Raw genomic sequence first — 24649 nt, 5'->3', positions numbered from 1 at the left:
CCTTTGTGAAGCCAATCACAAAGGCCCGGATGGCCCGATATAGCTGGAAGGATCTGGGGCATGGCCAGCGACCGTGGGCGGCGAGGGGCGGTCGTACGCGCGTGGCTGGACACGATGAAGGAGACGTGGGTCCCGCCGACCGCGAGCAACCTCGCGAGTCCCATGCGTTTCCTCTACTGGCTGACCCGCTCGCAGGGCCGGCGGATCGTGTTGGGTGCGGTGCTGGGCACCTGCTGGACGGTCGGCTTGACCGTGCCGCCATGGGTGCTGTCCCGCGCCGTTGACGACGGACTTGTTGCACGCGATACGTCCGCGCTCGTCGGCTGGGCTCTACTCCTGCTTGCGGTCAGCGTGACGAACGCGCTGCTCGGCATTGCGCGGCACAGAACCATGACCAAGATCCGGATGGACGCGTCGTTCCGCGCGGTGCGGGCGACGGTCTGGCACACGAGCCGCTTGGGTGCCTCACTGGCGAAGCGGGTGAGCGCTGGTGAGGTCGTGACCGTCGGCATCGCCGACGTGTACACGGTCGCGATGGCGCTGACCGTCACCGGCCCCGGCGTCGGCGCAGTCATCGCGTACGCCGTCGTCGCGGTCGTGCTGTTCACCATCAACCCCCTGCTCGCCGCGGTGGTCCTCGCCGGCGTACCGCTGCTCGCCATCGCAGTCGGCCCGTTCCTCCAGCGCATCGAACGCACAGGCGGCGAGTACCGCGTGCACCAAGGACGATTGACGGTCCGCCTGGTCGACGTACTCGCGGGACTCCGCGTCCTCAACGGTCTCGGCGGCAAGCAGTTCGTCGCCGAGCGGTATCAAGACCAGTCGCAGCGATTGGTACGACGCGGCTACCGCGTCGCCGGCCCCACCAGTTGGGTCGTCGCGTTGTCGACCGGTCTGCCGGCGCTGTTCCTCGCCGCCGTCGCATGGCTGTCGGCGCGAATGGCTGCGACCGGGGCGATCACGATCGGCGATGTCGTCGCCGTCTACGGGTACGTCGCGGTGCTCGTCGTACCGGTGTCGTTCTTCATCGAGGGCGGCGGGGATATCGCCCGCGCTCGGGTGGCAGGGCAACGAATCATCAACCTGCTCAACCTGCCAGTTGCCAAGCGCAACGATGGCGACCCGGCGTCGATCGGCACCGTCCCGTTGGCGGACCCGGAGTCGGGCGTGGTCATCAGGCCCGGCGCCCTGACTGCCTTGGTCTCTGCGCGCCCGGCGGAGGCGATCGCGGTGATCGAGCGACTCGGGCAGGTGCACACCGATTCCCAAGCAGGTATGGAGATCGACGAGCCCGCGCGTGAGGAGTTCAGGCGCCGTTTAGTTGTTGCCGACAACGATGCCGAGGTGTTCGCCGGCACGGTTCGCGATGTTGTTGCCGGGCGCATCGAGCCCGACGACGACCGGATTCGTACGGCGCTCCGCGTGGCCGTCGCCGAGGACATCGTCGAGGCACTGCCTGGTGGTCTGGACGCGACGATCGCCGCCGGCGGAAGCGATCTCTCCGGTGGCCAACGGCAACGAATCCGGCTCGCTCGCGCCATCTACGCGACGCCCGACATACTGCTCGCCGTCGAACCGACCTCCGCGGTCGACGCGAACACCGAAGCGGCGATGGTTGACCGCATCCGCGATGTCAGGCGCGACACGACAACGGTCATCACCACGACGTCGCCCCTCGTACTGGACCGTGCTGACGACGTCATCGTCCTGGTCGACGGCAAGGTGTCGGCAGCCGGGACGCACGCGGACCTTCTGCGCAGCGATCCCTACTATCGCGACCTCGTATCGCGGGCCCAGGGTGATGCCCAATGAGTACGCAGCTGCCGGTCGCAGGGCCCGCCGAAGTACGTGCCGCGTTGATCCGTGACTTGGGCGCGGACCGTCGTTCTGTCGTCGCAGTCGTCCTGGTGAACGGGCTTGCCGCCGCGGCCGGTCTGGTCGGTCCGTGGCTGCTCGGGCGAATCATCGACACGATCCGAGCCGGCTCCGGTGACGTGCTCAGCGCGGTGGATCGGCTCGCGTTCGGTGCGCTGGTGTTCACCGTCGTACAGACAGTGCTGGCGTGGTGGGCGCTCAAGATCGGCTATCGGTTCGGCGAGCGTACGGCGGCGCGGGTCCGAGAGCGCTTCTTGCAGCGGACCCTGGCGTTGCCTCCGCGCGTTGCGGACCATCTTCCGACCGGGGACCTGATCGCCCGAGGGAGTACAGATGCGTCCGTCGTCGCGGTGACGCTGCGATCCGCTGTGCCTGAGGTTCTCGTGGCCAGCGTCCACGCTCTGTTCCTCATCGTCGCGGTGCTCGTCCTGGACGTGCGGCTCGGGCTGTGCGGGCTCGTGTGCTTGCTCGGCGTTGGCGCGGCGGTGCGCTGGTACATGCGACGTGCGCGACCGGTCTACCTGGCGGTTGCCGCGACGGGTGCGGAGATGACGGATGTCGTCGCCAGTACGGCGAAGGGCGCCCGTACGGTCGAACTCCTCGGACTGGAGCGCCGTCGTACGGAGGTGACCGAAGCGTCCATCACCCAAGCCCGATCGGCGCGACTGGCGGCACTCTGGCTGCGGACCGTTCTGTTCCCGTGGTCCGAGGTCGCGCTGGCGCTCCCCGTGGTGGGAGTCCTGCTGATCGGCGGCGCCCTCTACCTCCATGATCTGGTCAGCCTCGGCATCGTGGTGACCGCAACGGTGTACCTGCGCCAGCTCGTCGGTCCGCTGGACACCGTGATGGTCTGGATCGAACAGCTGCAAGGCGCCGGAGCGTCGTACGCCCGCGTCGAAGGCCTCGCGGACATCCCGCAGGCTGAGCAGACGCCGCGGGCCGAGAACGTCGCCGGCGACCGCATCCGAGTCGACAACGCGCACTACAGCTACACGGGCGCCCGCGACGTACTGCACGGAATCGATCTGGTCGTGCAGCCCGGCGAACGCCTGGCCATCGTCGGCACGTCCGGAGCCGGCAAGTCGACCCTGGCGCGTCTGCTCGCTGGTCTCGATCGTCCGCACATCGGGTCGGTGACGATCGGCGGTACGCCGGTTGCCGATCTCCCGCCGGACCAGCTGCGCGAGCACGTCGTACTCATCACCCAGGACCATCACGTCTTCCACGACACCGTCCGCGACAATCTCCTCATCGCAAAGCCGAACGCGACAGACGAGGAACTGCACGCCGCCCTGAACGCCGTCGGCGCCACCTGGTGGAACGACCTGCCCCAGGGCCTCGACACCGAACTCGGCGAGGACACCAAACTCGACGACGCCAGCGCCCAGCAACTCTCCTTGGCGCGCGTGGTCCTAGCCGATCCCCACACCCTGATCCTGGACGAAGCCACCTCCCTCCTGGACCCCAAAACAGCCCGCCAAACAGAACAGTCCCTCGCCGCCGTACTCCGGGGCCGCACCGTGATAGCAATCGCCCACCGCCTACAAACCGCCCACGACGCCGACCGAATCGCCGTCATGGAGGCAGGCCAACTAGTAGAACTAGGCACCCACCACCACCTAGTAACCACCAACGGCCCCTACGGCCAACTCTGGCAAACCTGGCACGCAGAACCCGACAGTCCGTAAGTATTCGATCGGCAACCGCCCAGCGCCAGACGACCGGTGGTTCCATGCACGACAGCTCAAGCTGTTCACCTGTCCGCGAGCACCTACCACCCACGGGTCGTCGTCGCACGCGCGGCAGCGCGCGGGGGCTGGTCGCGGTGGCGGGCGCGCGATTCCTGTTGCGCGGGTGGGTGGGTCGGACGTAGGACTGGGTTTGCTAGTGCCTCCGCCGCCTTTGGAGTGTGCACGTGAAGCGACTTGTGGGGTTTTTGGTTCTGGTTCTACTTGCGGTGCTGCCGGTTCCGGCAGTTGCCTCGGCGCGGCCTTATGTGGCTGATCGCCAGACGAAGATCGATGTGATGGGGGAGTGGGCCCATCCCGATGACGACACGAGCATCATCGGGCCGTGTGGGGTGTGGCATCAGTTGTACGGCGTGAAGTGTGGCGTGATCCAGGTGACCCGCGGTGAGGGTGGCGGGAACGCGGCCGGTAACGAGCTCGGGCCCGATCTCGGCCTGCGCCGGGAGAACGAGGACCGCGTCGCGCATTACCGCTCCGGCACCGTCGACATCTTCAACCTCGACCGGATCGACTTCTTCTACAACCAGAGTGCGCCGTTGACGCAGTACTTCTGGGATGAGCAGGAGACGCTCCGACGGGTCACGCGCGTGATCCGCGAGACGCAGCCCGAGATCTACATCGGCTTCACGCCGACGCTGGCCGCCGGACACGGCAACCACCAGCAGGCCGGCCGCCTGATCTGGGAAGGCGTGCTCGCGGCCGCCGACCCGACCATGTTCCCGGAGCAACTGAAAGGCCCGCACGCGCTCAGCACGTGGCAGGTCAAGAAGGTCTTCTCCGGTGGCAGCACAGCAGGGACCGGCGGTACGACGACCGCGGCGAACTGCACCACCGGATTCGCCCCGACCGGCGTCGACACCGTCGCGGGCGTGTGGACCGGCTACAACTCGCCGTACACCTGGCCGGCCGGCAACTCGCAGGCGCAGACCGCTGGTACGCGGAAGATCTGGCAGCAGGTGGCCGACGAGGGACGCGCGGCGTACCCGACGCAGAGTCGCGTGATGTACAAGGGCGTCTCGGTCCCAGCGTGCCCGCGGTTCGGCATGACCGAGTCGTTCGTACCGTTCCAGCCGAACAGCAACACCGCGGCCGGTCGGGACGACGCGATCCTGTTCGGCGCGAAGAAGCCGGATCCGGGCGGACTCCCGCTCGGAACGCTCGAGAACCTCACCTTCAGCCGCTTCTACAACGTCGCCGGCGAGCCGTTCCAGGCGACCGTCCACCTCAAGGCGCCGCACGGAAAGCTTGCTAAGGGCAACGTTGCGTTGACGGTGCCGGCCGGCTGGTCGGTCAGCGGTCCGCAGCAGGTGAAGGAGAAGCCGTCCGCCGACCTGACGTTCACCGTGACCCCGGCCGCCAACGCGACAGTCGACCAGAACGCGAAGGTCTCCGCGCTCTACACGACCAAGCACGCGACCGGCTACACCGACAACGTCGTACGTATCGTCGCCGCCGCCGAGGGACGCTTCCAGCGGTGGGGCAACTGGGCGGAGTACGACCAGTGGCTGCAGAACACCGCGCCGCAGGCCAATCGCCTCGGCCGTTCGCAGGCGATCCAGTCGATGGGCATCGGCCAGACGATCGACGTACCGGTCGTCGTCCACAACTGGTCCACGCAGCCGCAGACCGGCGCGGTCTCGCTCGATCTGCCGGCGGACTTCACGATCGACGCGGCGTCCAAGCCGTACGACGTGCAGCCCGGAGCCGACCAGACGGTCACGTTCAAACTGACCAACACCGACACAACCCTGCCGGCCAATCAGAACGTCAGCATCCCGATCCACACCGCGACCGGCACCGAGACGCTGACTCTCACACTGGTCCCGACCACCGTCATCCCGCAGGCAACCCCGGTGGTCGACGGCAAGGCCGAGCCGGGTGAGTACCCGGGTCAGACGCTCGACCTCGGCCGCATCTGGCAGGGCGCAGCGACCTGCACGGGCGTCGACGACTGCGGCGTTTCGTCAACAGGAGAAGGCAGTACGGCGAAGGTCAGCTGGTCCGACGACGCGCTGTTCTTCTTCATCCACGTCCGCGACGACTACCAGTCGTACGCCGTGACCCCGGCGGAATGCGTCGGCCACTGGCAGGCCGACTCGGTCGAGATCCTGCTCGACCCGCGCGGCAATGCATCCGAGGCGCTGAAGGACACCGCGAACACGTTCAAGCTCGGCGTCTTCCCGTTCACCCAGAGCGGCGGACCGTGCTGGGAACGCGACGCGGACAACCACCAGGGCTACTCGAGCGGCGCGCTCGACACGGGCAACGCGCCGGGCGTCCAGGTCGCGTCGACTGCGCAGTGGGTCGGCAGCAACCAGACGACAGTGCCGCACGCGTACGCCGGTGGCGGGTACGACCTCGAGGTGAAGATCCCGCTCGCCGACCTCCCGGCCGCCGTCGACCCGTCACGGCTCGGTCTGAACATCACGCCGTACGACAACGACGACACGTCAGCACCTGGTACGACGACGTTGCGCCACATCGACATGAGCACGCGGCTGGCATGGTCGGCGCTCGGGTCCGTGCAGTCCGACCCGTACCGCTGGGGTCTGGCCACGCTCCCCGGCTACACCCCGCCGTCCGATCGCTCGACCACACCGACACCGCCGAACGTCTCGAACCCGAACCTCAACGGCGCGCTGTCACCGCAAACGATCGCGCAGTCCGCACGCAACGGCGTGCCGATCTCCGGCCGCGTCCCGACCGACGACCTCAAGATCCTGTCCAGCACGGTCCGCCCGACAGGAGTCGACCTGGTCACCTCGTCCAAGGGCACGGGCACCGCAAGGGCCTTCGTGACCAGCGGACAACTAGCAGCGATCCCGGTCTGGACGACGTCCTGCACCACCGACCCGCCACCGGACTACGGCTTCACCCCGTGCGCCATCACCGACGGCGCCACGCCACCGTGGTCCCCCAACATGAGCGGCCACCTGGTCAACCAGGCGACGCAAGCCATCACCCGCGGCGTCCAGCACTGGACAATCCCGCTGACCGCCACTCAACGCGCCCAGCTGAAGGACCAGGGCCACCTGCTCGTCTCCTACGAAACAACGCGAAACGAGGTCCAGGCCTTCGATATCCGCATCGCGTAGTCAGCCGCCTTTCGGACCTGCTCGCCCGGGTGCTCCACGGCCCGGACGAGCACTGTCCAGTGTTCCTCAATCACTTGCCTCAGCGTGCCGCCGTGAAGTCCAGGCCGCCGCCGGAGAAGCGCAGCTTCAGTGTCGAGCCGTCGACCTCGTACGTCACCTCGCCCTTCAATCCCTTCAGCAGTTGGGATTCCAGTGCCGCGGGCTCGCCGGCGCAGGCCCGGCGCGTGGTGGCGAGTTCGCCGAAGGTGAGTTTGCCGGTGGACCGCGCGACCGTGCCCTGGAAGTCGTTGCAACCGGTTGAACCGGTAACACGCTCGCCGTTCAGAGTCATCCACGCCTTCTCGGATCCGGCCTGGTGCGAAGCTGCCTCGCCGGTGATCACCGAGGACAGCGCCCACTTGGTGCCGTCGACGGCGAGGTCGGGCTCGGCGATCTCCCGGTCGGTCAGGAAGATCGTCGTACTGCCCGTGGCGAGATCGAGCTTGTTGCCGTCCAGCTTCCACGTCGGCTTCGCACTGATGATGCCGGCCAGCCACTGGTCCTGGCCTTGCTGCGGACCGGGGCAACCCATCGCGGTCGATACCAGCTCGCCGCTGAGCGTGAGCTTGCCGTCCTTGGTCGACACGTCGGTCTGCATCGAGTTGCAGCCGGCGTCCGCGACCAGCCGCCCGTCGTCGGTGAACTGCAGCCGGACGCGCGTTTTCGGAGCGAGCTGCTTCGGCTTCCCGTCCTCGGTGACCGAGGTGGAGAGGAACGTCTTGCCGACCGGCGAGGCGCCGGAATCGGTGGCTGTGTTCTGGCCACAGCCCGCCAGCAGAAGCACGGTTCCGGCCAGAGCGATCATCCGTTTGTTCACACCCAGAGGACGTCACCGCGCACGTTCGCGTTGCGTTAAATCGGTACCCAGGGTTGGCAGGCCTGATCACGGTTCGATAACGTCACCGCCGTACGCGAGAGCGAATAGCACGACAAGGCCGGACAAACCGGCCCTTCTGGGGATTCAATCGAACAGTTGAGGGCCGCGCTGAGGTTCTGGGGCAACAGGGCGACCCGTCGAGCAAACAAAGGATCTCTTCGCATGCCCCCCACCCGAACTGCCCGGAGTCGCAAGCTCGTCCCGGCGGTGGTCCTTGCAGTCGGTGCGCTCGTGGCCGCGCCGATCGTCGTCCATGCGGCCAAGGACTCGCCGGTCTCGACTGCGAACGCAGCGGACAGCACGGTAACTGCCCTCCCGAACGTCGGACGCGTCGAAACCTGCGTCATCGACGCGTACTCCGGCTGCACCGTCCTGCACGGTTTCAGCCAGAAGCCGGTCGCGATCACCGCGACCGCTTCCGGTCCCGCGATGGTGTCGATCGACCCGAGCCGCACCACCGACAAGAGCTACCGGCTGCGCGCCGTGCGGTACGACGGCAACAAGTACCGCGCCGGCACCAAGCTGACGTACACGGTTCACTACGACTTCGCCGCCGTACCGGCGCAGCCGACCACGCCGACGCCGACCTCCACGTCGACGCCGACGAAGCCGCCGGCAACGACCACTCCCACGGCGACGCCGACGCACACCACGTCGTCGACCCCGACCAAGCCCCCGACCACGTCGACCCCTCCGACGTCCCCGCCGACCACGACGACGCCCACGTCGACCGGCAGCCCGAGCGCGACCTGCACCAACCCGTCGTTCGTCACCACCTCGACGAACAACCAGGGTGACGGCCGGACGTTCGGTGCGTACTACGTCCACAACAACATGTGGAACAACGACAACGGCACCTACACGCTGAGCGCCTGTAACTACAACAACTGGTTCCTCGACGTGACCCAGCCGCTGCCCGGCGACAAGGGTGTTCAGGCGTACCCGAACGTGCACAAGGACTACAACGACGTACCGCTGTCGAAGATCCAGTCGGCCAAGTTCGCGGCCACCACGCCGGCCAACTGCTCCGCCTGCATCTACAACGTCGCGTTCGACGCCTGGATCGGCGACGGCCTGAACAACGAGCTGATGATCTGGACCGACAACTCCAAGCAGGTCCCGGCCGGCGACAAGATTGGCACCGTGACCTTCGGCGGCTTCACGTACGACGTCTGGCACGAGAACGGCTACACCGCGTACGTGTCCCAGGTAACGCAGAAGTCCGGCACGATGCCGCTGGCCAGCTTCTTCAACGACATGGCGAAGCGCGGCTGGGCCCCGAAGCAGACCACCTGGCAGGTCGACTTCGGCGTCGAGGTCGTCTCGACCGGCAACACCAAGCAGCGCTTCAACTTCACCGACTTCTCCATCCAGGAGAACTGACCCCCAGATAGCTCTCACGTACCCCGGCGGCCACTGCACTCAGCAGTGGCCGCTTAGGGTTTCCGGTGTGATCGGACTCGTGATTTTCGACAACGACGGTGTGCTGGTGGACTCCGAACGGCTGGCCAACACGATCTTGGCCGAGCTGCTGACCGAGGCGGGGCTGCCGTACACCTTCGAGGAAACCGTGCGGGACTTCATGGGCGGCTCGATGGCCTCGATGCGGCAGAAGACCGAGGCGCAGTTGGGGCACCCGCTGCCGGCGGATCTCGAGGACCGGTACCACCAGCGGCTCTTCGAGGGATTCGCCCAGCTCCAGGCGATCGAGGGCGTTGAGGCTGTCCTCGATCACCTGGACGCCCGCGGCATCACGTATTGCCTGGCCTCCTCCGGCACCCATCAGCGGATCCGTACGGCGTTGACCGCGGTCGGGTTCCTGCACCGCTTCGAGGGGCGGATCTTCAGCGCCGAGGACGTTGCGCACGGCAAGCCCGCGCCGGATCTGTTCCTGCACGCCGCCGGTTCGATGGGTGTGAAGCCGGCCGACTGCCTGGTGATCGAGGACAGCCCGCTCGGCGTCGCGGCAGCCGTCGCGGCCGGTATGAAGGTATTCGGGTACGCAGGCATGACGGACCCGGCGAAACTTTCCGATGCGGATACGGTTTTCCACAACATGACGGCCCTCGCCGACCTGATCCACGCCGCCTGAGACACTGGACCAACCATGTCTACTCCTCAGTCACGTCCGGTTCGCGCTGAGGCGGTCGTCGATCTCGCTGCGATCCGCCACAACGTGACCACGTTGCGTGCCCGTGCCGAGGGCGCGCAGGTGATGACTGTGGTCAAGGCCGACGGCTACGGGCACGGGATGGTGCAGGTCGCACGCGCTGCCCGCGAGGCCGGCGCCGGCTGGATCGGCGCCGCGGTGCTCGAGGAGGCACTCGCGCTGCGCGAGGCCGGTGACACCGGACCGATCTTCTGCTGGCTGACCACGCCGGGCGAGCCGCTGACCGACGCGATCGACGCCGGCATCGACCTGTCCGCTGGGGCGCCGTGGGAGATCGACGAGCTGGCGGCGGGGGTGACGGATCGGCCCGCCCGCGTGCACCTCAAAATCGACACCGGCATGTCGCGCGGTGGCGCCGTACCGGAGGAGTGGCCGGCGTTGATCCGGGCTGCGGTGCGCGAGCAGGCGGCCGGGCGGATCGAGGTCAAGGGAATCTGGTCGCATCTGGCATCGTCCGACGAGCCCAAGAGCCCGGTGAACGAGTCCCAGCTGGCGACCTTCACCGAGGCGGTCGAGGTCGCGGAGTCGTTCGGCATCGACGCCGAGTTCAAGCACCTGGCGAACTCGGGTGCGACGCTCGCGCTGCCGGAGACGCACTTCAATCTGGTCCGGCCGGGCGTGGCGACGTACGGCCTGTCGCCGTTCGGGCATGCGCTGCCGTCGTCCGAGCTCGGGTTGAAGCCGGCGATGACGCTGAAGGCGCGGCTCGCGATGGTCAAGCGCGTGCCGTCCGGTGCGGGTGTCTCGTACGGCCTGACCTGGACCGCGCCGCGTCCGTCGACGCTCGGCCTGATCCCGCTCGGGTACGGCGACGGTCTGCCGCGACACGCGTCGAACGGGGCCCCGGTCCAGGCCGGCGGCCGGCGTCGTACTGTCGTCGGCCGGATCTGTATGGATCAGTGCGTGGTCAACCTCGAGGACGACGAGGCTGCCGCGGGCGACGAGGTCGTGCTGTTCGGCTCGGGTACGTCGGGCGAGCCGACGGCGGACGACTGGGCCGACGCGGCCGGCACCATCAACTACGAGATCGTCACCCGCCTGGGCGCCCGGATCCCGCGCAGGTACGTCGACAGCGAAAGGTAGATCGGCTGTGTCCAAAGCAGGGCGGACCGCCGGTCTCATCGGAGCCGCGGTCGGAGTGCTGGCAGCGGGCGCTGCCGCGGGAGTCGCGGTCGAGCGCACAGTCATCGGTCGGCGATCGGGCCAGCGCCAGCAACTCGAGGCTGAGCCGTTCGGGTCGCAGCGCGGTACGGCGCACATCTTCACCGCTGACGACGGCGTCGAGCTGTACGTCGAAGTGGACGAGCTGAAGCGATCCCGGCGACCCGCTCCGCCGCCCAAGCGCAGACTCGGCCGGAAGCTACCCCTGCCGCCCGAGGACCTAACGGTGATCTTCGCGCACGGCTACGGGCTGAACATGGACGCCTGGCACTTCGAGCGCCGTGACCTGGCCGGCATCGGCACGATGGTGTTCTACGACCAGCGCTCGCACGGCCGGTCCGGGCGGTCGCCGAAGTCGCACGTCAGCATCGAGCAGCTCGGCATGGATCTGTACGGGATCATCGAGCGGTTCGCGCCGACCGGTCCGGTGATCCTGATCGGTCACTCGATGGGCGGCATGACGATCATGGCGCTGGCCGAGCAGCACCCGGAGCTCTTCGGCGACCGGGTGATCGGCGTCGGCCTGTGCTCGACCAGCGCGGGCGGGCTGGACGGCGTACCGATCGTGTTCCCGGGCAAGCTCGGCATGCTCGCGCGATCCCTTGCGACGCCGACGGTCGCCGCCCTGGCGCGGATCCCCGATGTGGTCGAGCGCAGCCGGAAGGCCGGCTCGGACATCAGCTACCTGCTGACCCGGAAGTACTCGTTCGGCTCCGAGGTGCCGCCGGCGTTCACCGAGTTCGTCAACGAGATGATCGCGGCGACGCCGATCGAGGTGATCGCGGAGTTCTACCCGATCTTCGCGCTGCACGACAAGTTCGACTCCCTCGAGCCGCTGCAGAAGGTCGAGTGCGTGGTGATCGGCGGCGACAAGGACCATCTGACGCCGTTCGCGCATGCCGAGGAGATCGTCCGCCGGGTGCCCGGCGCCGAGCTCGTCGAGGTGAAGAACTGCGGCCACCTGGGCCTGATCGAGCACCACCGTGAATTCACCGCAGCCCTCCTTGGGATGATCGAGAGAGCCGAACAATCCCTGGGGGGTGTCTGATGGGTTCACGCCTACTGCGGGGTGCTCGGCACGGCACCTCGCCGCACGGGTGCGAAGGCCACGATGAAACCCGCATCGAGACCTTCGCCCCCGCACGCCGATGCACCGCACCGAGCACCTCCTCGCTACGGCGTGAACCCATCAGACACCCCCTAGGACCTGTATGACCGACTTGCACGTCGTCGACGCCACAGCCGAACACGTCGACGACATCGTGACCGTGATCCATCACGCCTTCTCTGCGCGGCGGGTGCTCGACCCGCCGTCGACGGCGCTGTCCGAGAACGCGACCACCGTTGCCGCGGCCGTTGCCGAGCACGGTGGGTTGCTGGTGCTGATCGACGGCGCCCCGGTGGGCGCGATGCTGTTCGAGCAGATCGGCGACGTCCTCAACTTGCGCCGCGTCTCCGTGGACCCGCGCAGCCAGGCCCGTGGTGTCGCCTCGGCGATGGTCGGCTGCGCCGAGGAGGTCGCCGTACGGCGTGGGCTCAGTCGGGTGAACCTGATCGCGCGCGTCGAACTGCCGGACACCGTCGAGTTCTGGCGGCGCCGCGGGTACTCCGTGGTCGACCAGCAAGCGCAGAACCTGATCTATGCGAAGGCTTTGCCGGTCGAGCTGACGGTTCCGACTGCCGAGGACATGCGGGCGATCGCCGAAGAGTTGGCCGGTCAGCTCCGGGCAGGCGACCTGCTCGTGCTGTCCGGCGATCTGGGAGCGGGCAAGACGACGTTCACCCAGGGACTTGGTGCCGGACTGAAGGTGCGGGGCGCTGTGACGTCGCCGACCTTCGTCATCTCGCGGGTGCACCCCTCATTGTCTGGCGGGCCTGCTTTGGTGCACGTTGACGCTTACCGGCTCGGTGGATTCGCGGAGCTGGACGACCTTGATCTGGACGCGAGTCTGGAGGATGCGGTCACGGTGGTCGAATGGGGCCACGGCATCGCCGAGTCGTTGGCGCAGGACCGCATCGAGATCGTGATCACCCGTGGCGACGACGACACCGACGAGACGCGAGCGCTGCGGATCACGGCGGTGGGCTCGCGCTGGGCGGCGTCCGGCGTACGGGTGTCTGTACTGGAGAAGAACTGACATGTTGCTTGCCTTCGACACCTCGAGCGCCGCAGTGACGGTCGCACTGGCCACGCCGACGGGCGAGGTCGTTGCCTCGTCGACGACAGTGGACGCGCTGCGCCATGGCGAGTTGCTCGCGCCTGCAATCGCAGCGGCGCTGGAATCTGCGGGCGTCACACCTCGCGACCTGACCGGCATCGCGGTCGGCGTCGGCCCTGGCCCGTTCACCGGGCTGCGGGTCGGGCTGGTCACCGCGCGGACGATGGGTGAGGCGCTGGGGATCGAGGTCTCCGGCGTCTGCAGCCTCGACGTCGTCGCGCGGCAGTCGTCGCTGACGTTGCCTGTCGCGGTTGCGACGGACGCGCGGCGCAAGGAGATCTACTGGGCGCTGTACGACGGCCCGGCCGCGGACGGCAGTCGTCGTCGGCTGGAGGGACCCGCGGTCGACAAGCCGGCCGAGGTCGCGCATGTGCTGTCCGGTCTGCCGGTGATCGGTCGCGGAGCAGCGCTGTACGCCGACGTGCTGGGCGTGGCCGATGCCGACGTTGCGGAGTACCCGTCGGCCGAGGTGCTCGCGACCGGCGTGGCGACTCGGACGCTCGAGGTTGTGGCTCCGGATCCGCTGTACCTGCGCCGGCCGGACGTGACCATGTCGGCCGGGCCCAAGAGCGTGCTGTGAGACCTGCGATCAGAGCGGCTCGCGCGGACGATCAACCCGCGCTGGTCGCGTTGGACGAGCTGTGCTTCGGGCCGCAGGCCTGGAGTACGGTCGGCTGGTCGGACGAGTTCGAGCGGCAGTCCGAGGACCGGGTGATCCTGGTCGCGGACGAAGGTGCTGTCGTCGGGTACGTCGTACTGCTGTTGCCGCCGGTGGTCGAGGACGTGGTCGAGGTACTGCGGATCGCGGTCGCCCCGGACGAGCGGCGGACCGGGATCGGCGGCCAGCTGATGACGGCGGCCCTGGACCGGTGTGCGGGCCGGACGGTTCTACTGGAAGTTGCCTTGAGCAATGAATCGGCGCGGGGTCTGTACGCGGGCTTCGGGTTCGAGGAGATCAGCCGGCGGCGTGGGTACTACGGTGACGGCGAGGATGCGGTGATCATGCGGTGGAGGATCGATGAGTGAGCCCCTGATCCTGGGGATCGAGACGTCGTGCGACGAGACCGGCGTCGGGATCGTGCGCGGGCAGACGCTGCTCGCCGACGCGATCGCGTCGAGTGTCGAGGAGCACGCCAGGTTCGGCGGCGTCGTACCGGAGGTGGCCAGTCGCGCGCATCTCGAGGCGATGGTGCCGACGATCCGGCGGGCGTGCGAGACGGCCGGCATCAAGCCGACCGACGTCGACGCGGTCGCGGTGACCAGCGGGCCCGGTCTTGCCGGCGCGCTGTTGGTCGGAGTCGCCGCTGCCAAGGGTTTGGCGCTGTCGCTCGACAAGCCGCTGTACGGCGTGAACCACCTGGCGGCCCACGTCGCCGTCGACACGCTGGAGCACGGTGATCTGCCGAAGGGCTGCGTCGCGATGCTGGTGTCCGGCGGACACTCGTCGCTGCTGTCGGTCGAGGACATCACCGACGGCGTCGAGCCGATGGGCAGCACGATCGACGACGCTGCGGGTGAGGCGTTCGACAAGGTCGCGCGCGTGCTCGGGCTGCCGTTCCCCGGCGGCCCGTACATCGACAAGGCGGCGCGGGACGGCGGGGACAGGTTGTACGTGACCTTCCCGCGCGGGCTGACGTCGCAGCGCGATCTCGAGCGGCACCGGTTCGACTTCTCGTTCTCCGGTTTGAAGACCGCGGTCGCGCGCTGGGTCGAGGCGCGGCGCCGGGACGGTGAGGACGTGCCGGTGAACCATGTCGCGGCGGCCTTCCAGGAGGCGGTCTGCGACGTGCTGACCCGCAAGGCGATCGACGCGTGCAAGGACCGCGGCTTCGAGCACCTGCTGATCGGTGGTGGTGTCGCGGCGAACTCGCGGCTCCGGGTGATGGCCGAGGAGCGCGCGTCCGCGGCGGGTATCGCCGTACGGGTGCCGCGGCCGGGGCTGTGCACCGACAACGGTGCGATGGTCGCCGCGCTGGGCTCGGAGCTCGTCCGGGCCGGAAAGGCGCCGTCGCCCCTGGATCTTCCGGCCGACTCGTCGATGCCGATCACGGAGGTGCTCAACAAGTGAAGTGGACCGGGGCGGACGGCTTCGAGGCGGATGACGACGCGGAGCGCATCGACGCCGGCGTGGTGCAAGGCTTCCTGAGTACGTCGTACTGGTCGGCCGGGATCCCGCGCGATATCGTGGAGAAGGCGATCGCGGGCTCCTTGAACCTCGGGGTGTACGACGCGGACGGAGCGATGGTCGCGTACGCGCGAATGGTGACGGACCGGGCCACGTTCGCGTGGCTAGCCGATGTGTTCGTCCTGGAGTCGCACCGCGGGCACGGTCTGGGACGGTTCGTCGTCTCGACCTTGCTCGACCATCCGGAGCTGAAGGGCCTGCGGCAGGTGCTGCTGGCGACTGCTGACGCACACGAGCTCTACCGTTCGTACGGCTTCACCGAGACGGTGCCGGGCCGGATGATGGCCATCCGCCAGGATCCGACCGAGCTGTACACCCAGCCGTGAGGCGTCCGGGTGTCGATCTCGTCCGGCATCCGGCAGGGGCGACCGACCTGGTGCTGCTTGCACACGGTGGGCAGGAACATTCACGCGCCGACCCGCACCTGTGGCGGCCGGCGCTGCTGCGGATGTGGCCCTTCGCGGCGGTCGCGAGGTCGGCCGCACCGGACGCCGGCGTCGGGTTCCTGAGGTACCGCTTCCGGGGATGGAACGACGGCGGTGACGCTGCGGCTGATCTGCGGACCGTCCTGGACGAGCTGCCGCCCGTGATCTCAAGGGTGTTTCTGATCGGGCATTCCATGGGTGGGCGTGCGGTTGTCGCCGCCGGCGATCATCCGCGGGTTGCCGGTGTGCTCGCGCTGGCCCCGTGGCTGCCGGCCGGCGAACCGCTCGTCGCGGTGCGGGCGCCCGTCACGTTCGTGCACGGCACCGACGACACGATCACCGATCCGGCCGGCACCACGGCGTACGCGGAGAGGCTACGGGCTGCCGGGGCGGCGGTGAGGACGTATTCGCTCGTGGGCGAAGGACATGCGATGCTGCGGCGCCCGAAGGACTGGGATCGCTTGGTGGCCGACTTCGTCAGGCAGACGCCGACCGGCGGTGGCACCGAGCAGTTGCCGGAGGTCGGCGCCCAGGTGGCGTCGGCGATCGGCGGGATTGCGCTGGCGCGGCTCCGGCTGCCGGTGAAGGAACGCTTCCGCGTGGCGCGATAGTTCGCAGCGGGCGTGGTGACAGAGGCCCGGGGGTAACGCGCACCGCTTGCTCCCCAGGCGAACGGTCAGCGGCCAACCGGTTCTCATGCCAGCCTCCCTCACCCAGGTGAATCCCTGCTGAACACGTTGTAGCAGTTAGTGGCGGGCCTCCGGGTGAGTGCAGCAGCAGACGCAGCACCTCGCCCGCCGGCTTGTCACCCGGAGACCCGCTCGCGAGATCGATCATATGTTCGAATATGCGTCGAACGCAAGTGGCGTCCCGGAGTCGTTCCGACGACGGCCGCGAACGCCGCGATGAAGCCGCTCGGGTTCGCCCAGCCGCAGGCATGCGCGACGTACGTCGTGTCGTGGCCGTCCGCGAGTAGGACGAGGGCGTGGTAGATCCGCAGCTGCGTGCGCCATTCGTAGTACGTCATGCCGAGTTCGTCGCGGAACAGGCGGCTGAGGGTGCGGGCACCCGCGCCGGCCTTGCGTCCCAGCTCGGCCAGTGAGGTGTTGTCCGCCGGGTTCTCGCGGAGGTGCTGAGCGATCGTGCGCAGGCGGTCGTCGCGTGGCTCCGGTAGTTGGAGTGGCTGCTCGGTCGCTTCGTGGAGCTCGTCGACGAGGACTCGCTGGAGGCGGGCGCGAGCGTCGTCGTCGAGCTGGCGGCTGGTGAGGGCGAGCAGTACCTCGCGGGCCAGGCCGGAGGCCAGGAACACGGCAGGGCGGTCCGGGACGTGCCGGGCGAGTGCGCGGGATAGGAAGACGATTCGCATGTCGGTCTCGCCGTGGGCGCGGTGCTGGTGCGTGAACCCAGCCGGCGTCCAAGCGACTCGGTTGGCGGGGACGATCGACGTACCCCGCTCGGTGTGGACGGACAGCACGCCGCGGGCCGCGTACACCAGATGCCCTTCCTCGTGGGTCTGCATCGAGCTGGTGCCGCCGGAGGCCCACTCGTGCGCGCCCGCAGAAGGAAAGAGTTCTGACCGGAGCGGTTGGGTGTCATCGGCCATGGCGGTCGGCCAGTCTGCGACAGGAGTAGGCGACCGCGTCCCGCCCGATGCGGGTGATGATCAGCGTCGCGGACGCCGAACCCTTCGGGGCGAGCTTCTTCCGCAGTTGGGCGGGGTCCAGGTCCACACCGCGCTTCTTGATCTCCAGCGTCCCGATGTCCTGGCTACGCACCCACGAGCGCAGCGCCTTCTCCTTGTAGGGCAGCTCTTCCACCACCTCGTACGCCGAGGCCAGCGGAGTCGCGACGTACTTCGCTGCAGTGACGTAAGCGATGCGCGGATCCAGCAGCCAACCATCCACCGCCGCAGCGACCGCAGTGACCAGACCGGCTCGCACGACCGCACCATCGGGCTCGTAGATGTACTGACCGACCGGACCGTCCTCCGCCTCCGGTGCGTCCGAGACGGTGGCCTCGCTGGGCAGGAGGGTCGCGCGGCGCGGCGTACCTCCATAGAGCTGGCCGGACCACAGTGCGGCCTCTTTCACCTCGCCGGAGTCACTGATCCACTCCGCCTCCACACCAGCGGGGATCGCGTCGTGCGGGATGCCGGGCGCCACCTTCACGCAGGCGGTGCGTTGCAGTAGCTCCAGTACGAAAGTCCACGGCGGCGAGTAGGCGTTGTGGTCGAACACCCGCCGCCCGTCCGCTCGCCGGGCCGGGTCCGCGAACACCACGTCGTACGGCGTGAGGTCGGTCGACTCGGCTTCGCCTACTAGTACTTCGCCGGCCAGTCCGAGCGCGGCCAGGTTGGCGCGAGCGGTAGCTGCGGTCTCGGGGTCACGCTCGACACCTGTTACCCGGAGGCCGGCGCGTGCGGCGCTGATGAGATCGCCGCCGATCCCGCAGCCAAGGTCCACCACGCTGGCGCCCGGCATGGTGGCTGCGAGGCGTACGGCGCGATGGGTGCCGACTGTGGTCCGCGTGGCCTGCTCCAGACCGTCCGGGGTGAAGTACATGTGCTCGGCGTCCGCACCGAACTTGGTCACCGCCCGGTGCCGCAGCGCGGCCTGCGTGACTGCAGTGGTGACCAGCGTCGCGTCGTACCGGCGCCGAAGCTTCTCGACCAACTGGAGCTCACGCCCAGGCTCGTACTCCGCACACGCCGCCGCGAGCACCTCCGCACCCGGCCCGTCGAGCAACGCCGTGACTGTCACCCGCGCAACTTTAGGGCGTGCCCTAGAGGGGGCTGGAACAGCTCCTGCTCCAGCTTCGCGTTGCCATCGAGTAGAGCCGCCAGTTCATCGCGGAGCGGGTCTTCGGGCCGTAGATGCCGTCAACGACCAGGTGGTGCTTGCGCTGGACCTGCTTGATCACCGCGCGGGTATTGCTGCCGTAAATGCCATCGACAGCGAGCTTGGTGCCGTAGCAGAAGTTCAGGTTGCGCTGGAGGACCTGGATGGCGGTGTCCGGGTCGCCGTACCGGTTGGAGCCGCGGTACGGGTCGTCGCCGTACATGAGGTTGCAGGTGGTGCTCATGCTGGCGTAGATCGACGGCATCGGGATGCCCCAGCTGCGGTTGACCGGGACGAGCTGGGCGGATCGGCACTGCGGTAGGGCGGCGGCTGCCTTCAACTCGGCGGCGGTGGCGTCGTGGGAGACATCCTGGTCGGTCGAAGGCTTCGGTGCCGGAGCGGCGGCGGGTGCGGCGGCGGCCGGTGACTCGTGCTTCGACGCGCTGGCGGCGACGGCTCCGACCGCGACCGCGGCGACGGCGGCCAGGAGCGCGATCGTCCGGCCGGACAGCTTGGGCAGAGCCATGACCACATTCTGTACCTGCATGGTCACCGGTTCCTACGTCTCAGCGTGAGAATCCTTTGGCACTCGAGTTGACCGAGTGCTAATCGCGGCCTAGATTCGGTGTTGGCACTCTCGATGCGAGGGTGCCAGCGGTCCGGCCCTTGACCCCCGCGACGGCAGGGGAGCGCGACCACCATGAACGCAGCCAAGCAAATCGACCGTGGAGGTCAGCAAGTGTCGGTCACGATCAAGCCGCTCGAGGACCGCGTCCTCGTCGCGCCGCTCGAAGCCGAGCAGACCACGAAGTCCGGCCTGGTGATCCCGGACACCGCCAAGGAGAAGCCCCAGGAGGGCGAGATCCTCGCCGTCGGCCCCGGCCGGATCGACGACAACGGCAACCGCGTCCCGCTGGACGTCGCCGTCGGCGACAAGGTCATCTACTCCAAGTACGGCGGCACCGAGGTCAAGTACGACGGCCAGGACTACCTGATCCTGGGCGCCCGCGACATCCTCGCAGTCGTCAGCAAGTGACGACCGCTCGCTGTTCCTGACCGACACCGCCCTGGTGCCCCTACCGGCGCCGGGGCGGAGTCGGTGTTGGGCCTGACCGGGGCGGTGGGGCGGGTTCGCCTACTGCACAGCGATGGTTCGAGCCTGCAACGATTTAGCGATTTCAGAGAGGGACTGGATTTTTCATGCCGAAGATCCTCGAGTTCGACGAGAACGCTCGGCGCGCGCTGGAGCGCGGCGTCGACAAGCTCGCGAACACGGTGAAGGTGACGCTGGGCCCGAAGGGCCGCTACGTCGTCCTGGACAAGAAGTGGGGCGCCCCGACCATCACCAACGACGGTGTCACCGTCGCCCGTGAGGTCGAGCTGGACGACCCGTTCGAGAACCTTGGCGCGCAGCTGGCCAAGGAGGTCGCGACCAAGACCAACGACATCGCCGGTGACGGCACCACCACCGCGACGGTGCTGGCGCAGGCACTGGTGCACGAGGGCCTGCGGGCGGTCGCCGCCGGCGCCAACCCGGTGGGCCTCAAGCGCGGCATCGAGGCGGCCGTCGAGGCCATCTCCGCCAAGCTGGTCGACACTGCCCGCACCGTCGACGACAAGGGCGACATGGCCCACGTCGCGACGATCTCCGCGCGCGACGCCGAGATCGGCACGCTGATCGCTGACGCGTTCGACAAGGTCGGCAAGGACGGTGTGATCACCGTCGAGGAGTCGAACACCTTCGGGACCGAGCTCGAGTTCACCGAGGGCATGCAGTTCGACAAGGGCTACATCTCGCCGTACTTCATCACCGACGCCGAGGCCGGCGAAGCGGTGCTGGAGGACCCGTACATCCTGATCCACCAGGGCAAGATCTCCGCGATCGCGGACCTGCTGCCGCTGCTGGAGAAGGTCGTGCAGTCCGGCAAGACGCTGCTGATCATCGCCGAGGACGTCGACGCCGAGGCGCTGTCCACCCTCGTGGTGAACAAGATCCGCGGCAACTTCACCTCGGTCGCCGTCAAGGCGCCGGGCTTCGGTGACCGCCGCAAGGCGATGCTGGAGGACCTGGCCGCGCTCACCGGCGCGCAGGTCGTGGCTCCGGAGGTCGGCCTCAAGCTCGACCAGGTCGGTCTGGAGGTGCTCGGTACGGCGCGCCGCATCGTGGTCACCAAGGACAACACGACCGTCGTCGAGGGCGCCGGCAAGGGCGAGGACATCGAAGGCCGGGTCAACCAGATCAAGGCCGAGATCGAGCGCACCGACTCCGACTGGGACCGCGAGAAGCTGCAGGAGCGGCTGGCCAAGCTGGCCGGCGGCGTCTGCGTGATCAAGGTCGGCGCGGCCACCGAGGTCGAGCTGAAGGAGAAGAAGCACCGGATCGAGGACGCAGTGTCCGCGACCCGGGCCGCGATCGAGGAGGGCATCGTCGCCGGCGGCGGCTCCGCTCTCGTGCACGCGGCCACTGTGCTGGACAAGGACCTCGAGCTCGACGGTGACGAGGCCACCGGTGTCCGGATCGTCCGCAAGGCGGTCGTCGAGCCGCTGCGCTGGATCGCCGAGAACGGCGGCTACGAGGGCTACGTCGTCGTTGCCAAGGTGTCCGAGCTGGAGCCGGGCTTCGGCTTCAACGCGGCCTCCGGCGAGTACGGCGACCTGCTCGGCAGCGGTGTGCTGGACCCGGTCAAGGTGACCCGGTCCGCGCTCGCCAACGCCGGCTCGATCGCCGCGCTGCTGCTGACCACCGAGACGCTGGTGGTCGACAAGCCCGAGGACGAGGAGCCCGCGGCGGCCGGTCACGGCCACGGCCACGGTCACTGATTCCTCGCAGTTCGCGTAGTACACAGCACCGCCCGGCAGGTCACCTGCCGGGCGGTGCTTGTATGTGGCCTGTGCTGATTCGAGAGCGTCGTGACGAAGACCTGCCCGCGTGCGTCGAGATCCTCCGGGCCGTCCACGAGCGAGCCGGCTATCCGATCAACTGGCCCGCGGACCCGGAGCTGTGGTTGACGCCGAAGGATGCCCTCGGCATCTGGGTAGCGATCGACGGCGAACAGGTGGTCGGACATGTCGTCCTCACCGCCGCCGGGGCAGGCGCCGAAGTCGAGCGCCTCTTCGTCGATCCTAAGGCGACTGGCCGCGGCATCGGCCGCCAACTCCTCCAGCACTGCGTCACCGCGGCGGCCGCGGCCAACCGCGATCTGGCCCTCGAGGTGGTGGACAACCGCGGCGCCGCAGTACACCTCTACCGCAACGCCGGCTGGCTGGAGACCGGCCGTACTCCGATCGACTGGGGCGGCGCCCACGCGACCGAGCTGATCCGGTTCACCGCACCGACGTGAGAGGTTCTAACCATGGCTGGGCCACGGGAGCGGTATCGCGCTCAGGTGCGTGACGAGGTGAAGCAGCACGCGTGGGTGCAGATCGCCGAGGCAGGGGTCTCCGCCCTGTCCCTGAACGCGATTGCCAAACAGATGGGCGTCAGCGGGCCGGCGCTCTACCGGTACTTCGCGAGCCGCGACGAGCTGATCACCGCGCTGATCCGCGACGCGTACCGCAGCCTCGCCGACACGGTCAGAACGGCGTACGACGGAGGCACGGACGCGGTCGGACTGGCTCAGGTCATTCGAGCATGGGCGCTGGCCGACCCGCAGCGGTATCTGCTGATCTATGGGACGCCCGTGCCTGGCTATCACGCGCCCGACGAGACCACCGCGATCTCCGACGAGATCCTGACCGTGCTGGTCGAGGCCGTCGGACCGGACCGGGCAGTTTCGTTTTGGACCCGCCTCCACGGGGTCCTCTCGCTTGAGCTGGCAGGGCATTTCGCCGGTAGGGACGTGGATCCCGCCGGGCTGGTCGAGAGGGAGATCAGTGAACTCGTGAGTAGTGACAGATCGTGATCAAGCGGCCGGTAGTGACCACGAATTGCCACTAGGCAAGAAGAGTTGAGCGCCGTACCATCTTTCAGGCTGAACCGGTCTGAACACGAGGGGGCGAGGGGTGACCGAGGTCCGAGTACCTGACACCCACGACCGGGTCGAGCTTAAGGATCTTGCCGCGCTGGCCGGCGACGGGGACCGCACAGCTCTCAATGACCTGCTCACAAGGGTGCGCGCTGTGGCGCACCGCTACGTACGGTCCCGTCTGTGGACCTATCCCGGCGGCGCCGACATGGTCGACGACGTCGCACAAGAGGTTTGTGTCGCAGTATTCGGCGCGCTGGGCCGGTACCGCGACGAGGGGAGGCCTTTCGAGGCTTTCGTCTACGGCATCGCGGCCCGCAAGGTCGCCGATGCCCAGCGTGCGTTCGCGGTGGCCGACGTTTCGACGCCGGACCTGCCGGACGGCGCGGACGAGTCACCGACACCGGAGGAGCGCGCGGTTCGGCAGTCCGAGGTCCAGCACATCATGGACCTGCTGGACAAGCTGCCGGAGAAACTGCGCGAGATCCTGCGCCTTCGGGTCGTTGCGGGGATGTCAGCCGAGGAGACCGGCCGGGCACTGGGGATGACACCGGGGGCGGTGAGGGTCGCACAGCATCGGGCGTTGAACACGCTCAGGGGGTATGTGGGGCATGAAGCACAGCTGGAACGAGGAAGAGCAGGGGAGGGGCATCATGGCTGACCGTTTCGACTTGGACGCGATCGAGGCTGATGACGCACTGCTCGATCTTCTGGCCGCCGGTGGCGAGTCCGCCCGTGCGGCGGGCGAGCACGACCTGGCCGTCGCGCTGCTGGCCGATCTGCGGCTGGCGGTAGAGGTCGAGGACGAGCTCCCGGTGGAGACCATCGACGATCCGGAGAGCTTCCTGGCGCGCTGCGCCGCGCTCAACCCGATCACCGACCCGTTCGCCCGCAAGATGGCGACGCGCGGTCTGGCGCTCGGAGTTGCCGCGGTGGCCGCGTTGTCGGTCTCCGGGGTGGCTGCAGCGGTCAACGGTGACCCGCTGTCGCCGTACGAGAAGGTCATCGAGAAGATGGTCGACGCGGTCCGTCCGCAGACCAGCTTCCCGAAGGAAGACCTCGACGGTCTGCCGGTGATGGACAAGACCAAGATCGTCAAGGTCGGCAAGGACTACAAGAAGCAGGCCCAGGCCGAGAAGGCCGCCCAGGCGACCGGCAAGGTCGGCTCGCTCTCCGCTCTCGACCCGAACTCCATGGAGATCAGGACGACGCCGTCGGCGGTCGTGCCGGAGAAGCCGTCCGCGGTACTGGAGAAGCCGACGATCCCGGTGCCGACGGGGATCAAGACGGACGACCCGGACAACGTCAGCGCCGACAAGCCGACCGACACCAAGACGGATCCGCCCACCGACACCACCGGTGACGGCACGACCGACACGACGACCACGCCGACGCCGCCTCCGACGACGCCGACGGACACGCCGTCCAGCACGCCGACGGATCCGCCGTCGACGCCGACCGACACCACGCCGCCGCCGAACGACACCGGCACAGGCGACAACACGGTGTCCGGCGACCCGACGGGTACGCCGACCACCACGCCGACGGGCGACACCGGCCAAACCGATGGTTCCGGGGCGGACGGGACCAGTGCGAGCGACACCAGCGGTTCGGACACGAGCACGCCGGGTGACGATCAGAAGCCGGGCGACGAGGTCACCCAGGTTCCGGATGTGCCGGACGTGGCCGACCTGCTCGACAAGGCCCTGGGCGCGGTGCCGGTGCTGCCGACTCCGACCGGCGAGCCGATCGCGATCGAGAGCGCCGAGCAGTTCTTCGGTGGCTCGCAGGTGGCAGGCAAGCCGCCGACGGTCAAGAAGGCGACCGCGAAGAAGCCCGCGGCGGCGAAGGGCGCGAAGCACTCGAGCGGCAACGTCACCACGGGCTCGGTCCGCAAGACCTACCCGACCGGCAAGCACTCCACCGGTGCGTACCCCGAGGGCAAGCACGCGGCGATCGAGCGTACGCACGGATCCACCGCCGACGCGGACGTCCTGGCGATCCTGCAGGTCGTGAACGCGCCGGTCAACAAGTAGTCGACCACCCGCTCCGC

Annotated in this window: 23 protein-coding genes; 19 read left to right on the top strand and 4 right to left on the bottom strand. The window is 68.3% G+C overall.

Annotated features, from left to right (window positions below; genetic code table 11):
• Positions 1-60: 60 nt before the first annotated feature.
• From ACQPYH_RS38740 to ACQPYH_RS38730, 3 genes are all read left to right on the top strand, one after another.
• On the top strand, positions 61-1812 hold the full coding sequence (locus ACQPYH_RS38740; RefSeq protein ID WP_432882112.1) for an ABC transporter transmembrane domain-containing protein: 1752 nt from the start codon (positions 61-63) through the stop codon (positions 1810-1812).
• Positions 1809-3563 carry an ABC transporter ATP-binding protein gene (locus ACQPYH_RS38735; protein ID WP_432882109.1) on the top strand — a complete coding sequence of 585 codons (1755 nt, stop codon included), beginning with the start codon at positions 1809-1811 and terminating at the stop codon, positions 3561-3563. The genes ACQPYH_RS38740 and ACQPYH_RS38735 overlap by 4 nt, the downstream gene beginning before the upstream one ends.
• A gap of 227 nt (positions 3564-3790) precedes the next feature.
• Entirely contained in the window at positions 3791-6718 is a 2928-nt protein-coding gene (locus ACQPYH_RS38730; RefSeq protein ID WP_432882107.1) for a sugar-binding protein, read from the top strand.
• Between the two features lie 79 nt (positions 6719-6797).
• Here the strand turns inward: ACQPYH_RS38730 and ACQPYH_RS38725 are convergent, their stop codons facing one another.
• Complete coding sequence (locus ACQPYH_RS38725; protein ID WP_432882104.1) at positions 6798-7574, bottom strand: META domain-containing protein; 777 nt, start codon at positions 7572-7574, stop codon at positions 6798-6800.
• A 222-nt stretch (positions 7575-7796) separates the two neighbouring features.
• Between ACQPYH_RS38725 and ACQPYH_RS38720 the strand changes: the two genes are divergently transcribed.
• The 10 genes from ACQPYH_RS38720 to ACQPYH_RS38675 all read left to right on the top strand — a co-directional run bounded on the left by ACQPYH_RS38720 (position 7797) and on the right by ACQPYH_RS38675 (position 16405).
• The gene (locus tag ACQPYH_RS38720) at positions 7797-9017 is read left to right on the top strand and encodes a GH12 family glycosyl hydrolase domain-containing protein (RefSeq protein WP_432882101.1); all 1221 of its coding nucleotides are present in this window, start codon (positions 7797-7799) and stop codon (positions 9015-9017) included.
• A gap of 67 nt (positions 9018-9084) precedes the next feature.
• Positions 9085-9726, top strand: coding sequence for an HAD family hydrolase (locus tag ACQPYH_RS38715; RefSeq protein WP_432882098.1), 642 nt, complete (start codon positions 9085-9087; stop codon positions 9724-9726).
• Between the two features lie 15 nt (positions 9727-9741).
• Positions 9742-10887 (top strand): alanine racemase, encoded by a 1146-nt coding sequence (gene alr / locus ACQPYH_RS38710; RefSeq protein ID WP_432882096.1) that lies wholly within the window; start codon positions 9742-9744, stop codon positions 10885-10887.
• A 7-nt stretch (positions 10888-10894) separates the two neighbouring features.
• Complete coding sequence (locus ACQPYH_RS38705; protein WP_432882093.1) at positions 10895-12013, top strand: alpha/beta fold hydrolase; 1119 nt, start codon at positions 10895-10897, stop codon at positions 12011-12013.
• Between the two features lie 163 nt (positions 12014-12176).
• Entirely contained in the window at positions 12177-13103 is a 927-nt protein-coding gene (gene tsaE, locus ACQPYH_RS38700; protein ID WP_432882090.1) for a tRNA (adenosine(37)-N6)-threonylcarbamoyltransferase complex ATPase subunit type 1 TsaE, read from the top strand.
• 1 nt (position 13104) lies between these two features.
• Complete coding sequence (gene tsaB / locus ACQPYH_RS38695; RefSeq protein ID WP_432882087.1) at positions 13105-13764, top strand: tRNA (adenosine(37)-N6)-threonylcarbamoyltransferase complex dimerization subunit type 1 TsaB; 660 nt, start codon at positions 13105-13107, stop codon at positions 13762-13764.
• Positions 13761-14210: a GNAT family N-acetyltransferase gene (locus ACQPYH_RS38690; RefSeq protein ID WP_432882084.1), complete on the top strand. Its 450-nt coding sequence runs from the start codon at positions 13761-13763 to the stop codon at positions 14208-14210. Before tsaB ends, ACQPYH_RS38690 begins: the two co-directional genes overlap by 4 nt.
• Positions 14203-15252 (top strand): tRNA (adenosine(37)-N6)-threonylcarbamoyltransferase complex transferase subunit TsaD, encoded by a 1050-nt coding sequence (tsaD, locus tag ACQPYH_RS38685; protein ID WP_432882082.1) that lies wholly within the window; start codon positions 14203-14205, stop codon positions 15250-15252. The genes ACQPYH_RS38690 and tsaD overlap by 8 nt, the downstream gene beginning before the upstream one ends.
• Entirely contained in the window at positions 15249-15695 is a 447-nt protein-coding gene (locus ACQPYH_RS38680) for a GNAT family N-acetyltransferase (RefSeq protein WP_432882079.1), read from the top strand. Before tsaD ends, ACQPYH_RS38680 begins: the two co-directional genes overlap by 4 nt.
• Positions 15692-16405, top strand: coding sequence for an alpha/beta hydrolase (locus ACQPYH_RS38675; protein WP_432882076.1), 714 nt, complete (start codon positions 15692-15694; stop codon positions 16403-16405). The genes ACQPYH_RS38680 and ACQPYH_RS38675 overlap by 4 nt, the downstream gene beginning before the upstream one ends.
• Before the next feature lie 194 nt (positions 16406-16599).
• Here ACQPYH_RS38675 and ACQPYH_RS38670 read toward each other — a convergent pair whose 3' ends face one another.
• The 3 genes from ACQPYH_RS38670 to ACQPYH_RS38660 are packed head-to-tail and all read right to left on the bottom strand — an operon-like array spanning position 16600 to position 19157.
• Entirely contained in the window at positions 16600-17397 is a 798-nt protein-coding gene (locus tag ACQPYH_RS38670) for a helix-turn-helix domain-containing protein (protein WP_432882073.1), read from the bottom strand.
• A complete protein-coding gene (locus ACQPYH_RS38665) occupies positions 17387-18553 on the bottom strand; it encodes a class I SAM-dependent methyltransferase (RefSeq protein WP_432882070.1) in 1167 nt (388 codons plus the stop codon). The genes ACQPYH_RS38670 and ACQPYH_RS38665 overlap by 11 nt, the downstream gene beginning before the upstream one ends.
• 22 nt (positions 18554-18575) lie before the next feature.
• Positions 18576-19157 (bottom strand): peptidoglycan-binding domain-containing protein, encoded by a 582-nt coding sequence (locus tag ACQPYH_RS38660; protein WP_432882068.1) that lies wholly within the window; start codon positions 19155-19157, stop codon positions 18576-18578.
• Between the two features lie 213 nt (positions 19158-19370).
• On the opposite strand from ACQPYH_RS38660, the gene groES reads away from it, so the two are divergent.
• The 6 genes from groES to ACQPYH_RS38630 all read left to right on the top strand — a co-directional run bounded on the left by groES (position 19371) and on the right by ACQPYH_RS38630 (position 24632).
• Positions 19371-19667 (top strand): co-chaperone GroES, encoded by a 297-nt coding sequence (gene groES / locus ACQPYH_RS38655; RefSeq protein WP_130384566.1) that lies wholly within the window; start codon positions 19371-19373, stop codon positions 19665-19667.
• A 164-nt stretch (positions 19668-19831) separates the two neighbouring features.
• Positions 19832-21451: a chaperonin GroEL gene (groL, locus tag ACQPYH_RS38650; RefSeq protein WP_432882064.1), complete on the top strand. Its 1620-nt coding sequence runs from the start codon at positions 19832-19834 to the stop codon at positions 21449-21451.
• A 62-nt stretch (positions 21452-21513) separates the two neighbouring features.
• A complete protein-coding gene (locus ACQPYH_RS38645; RefSeq protein ID WP_432882062.1) occupies positions 21514-21972 on the top strand; it encodes an N-acetyltransferase family protein in 459 nt (152 codons plus the stop codon).
• A gap of 12 nt (positions 21973-21984) precedes the next feature.
• The gene (locus tag ACQPYH_RS38640) at positions 21985-22533 is read left to right on the top strand and encodes a TetR/AcrR family transcriptional regulator (RefSeq protein ID WP_432882060.1); all 549 of its coding nucleotides are present in this window, start codon (positions 21985-21987) and stop codon (positions 22531-22533) included.
• Between the two features lie 100 nt (positions 22534-22633).
• Entirely contained in the window at positions 22634-23257 is a 624-nt protein-coding gene (shbA, locus tag ACQPYH_RS38635; protein ID WP_432882058.1) for an RNA polymerase sigma factor ShbA, read from the top strand.
• Positions 23250-24632 carry a hypothetical protein gene (locus ACQPYH_RS38630; protein ID WP_432882056.1) on the top strand — a complete coding sequence of 461 codons (1383 nt, stop codon included), beginning with the start codon at positions 23250-23252 and terminating at the stop codon, positions 24630-24632. Before shbA ends, ACQPYH_RS38630 begins: the two co-directional genes overlap by 8 nt.
• Positions 24633-24649 lie beyond the last annotated feature (17 nt).

Source organism: Kribbella sp. CA-245084 (genome assembly GCF_050942355.1).
Lineage (GTDB): Bacteria > Actinomycetota > Actinomycetes > Propionibacteriales > Kribbellaceae > Kribbella.
Note: the sequence above shows the minus strand (reverse complement) of the source record. Positions and strands in the feature narration are given on the sequence as shown.

Excerpts from the sequence above, each read along its gene's own strand:
- groL (WP_432882064.1), top strand. The coding sequence starts at position 19,832 with ATGCCGAAGATCCTCGAGTTCGACGAGAACGCTCGGCGCGCGCTGGAG.
- ACQPYH_RS38660 (WP_432882068.1), bottom strand. The coding sequence starts at position 19,157 with ATGGCTCTGCCCAAGCTGTCCGGCCGGACGATCGCGCTCCTGGCCGCC.
- ACQPYH_RS38640 (WP_432882060.1), top strand. The coding sequence starts at position 21,985 with ATGGCTGGGCCACGGGAGCGGTATCGCGCTCAGGTGCGTGACGAGGTG.
- tsaD (WP_432882082.1), top strand. The coding sequence starts at position 14,203 with ATGAGTGAGCCCCTGATCCTGGGGATCGAGACGTCGTGCGACGAGACC.
- alr (WP_432882096.1), top strand. The coding sequence starts at position 9,742 with ATGTCTACTCCTCAGTCACGTCCGGTTCGCGCTGAGGCGGTCGTCGAT.
- ACQPYH_RS38630 (WP_432882056.1), top strand. The coding sequence starts at position 23,250 with ATGGCTGACCGTTTCGACTTGGACGCGATCGAGGCTGATGACGCACTG.
- ACQPYH_RS38740 (WP_432882112.1), top strand. The coding sequence starts at position 61 with ATGGCCAGCGACCGTGGGCGGCGAGGGGCGGTCGTACGCGCGTGGCTG.
- tsaB (WP_432882087.1), top strand. The coding sequence starts at position 13,105 with ATGTTGCTTGCCTTCGACACCTCGAGCGCCGCAGTGACGGTCGCACTG.
- ACQPYH_RS38670 (WP_432882073.1), bottom strand. The coding sequence starts at position 17,397 with ATGGCCGATGACACCCAACCGCTCCGGTCAGAACTCTTTCCTTCTGCG.
- tsaE (WP_432882090.1), top strand. The coding sequence starts at position 12,177 with ATGACCGACTTGCACGTCGTCGACGCCACAGCCGAACACGTCGACGAC.
- ACQPYH_RS38720 (WP_432882101.1), top strand. The coding sequence starts at position 7,797 with ATGCCCCCCACCCGAACTGCCCGGAGTCGCAAGCTCGTCCCGGCGGTG.
- ACQPYH_RS38735 (WP_432882109.1), top strand. The coding sequence starts at position 1,809 with ATGAGTACGCAGCTGCCGGTCGCAGGGCCCGCCGAAGTACGTGCCGCG.
- ACQPYH_RS38645 (WP_432882062.1), top strand. The coding sequence starts at position 21,514 with ATGTGGCCTGTGCTGATTCGAGAGCGTCGTGACGAAGACCTGCCCGCG.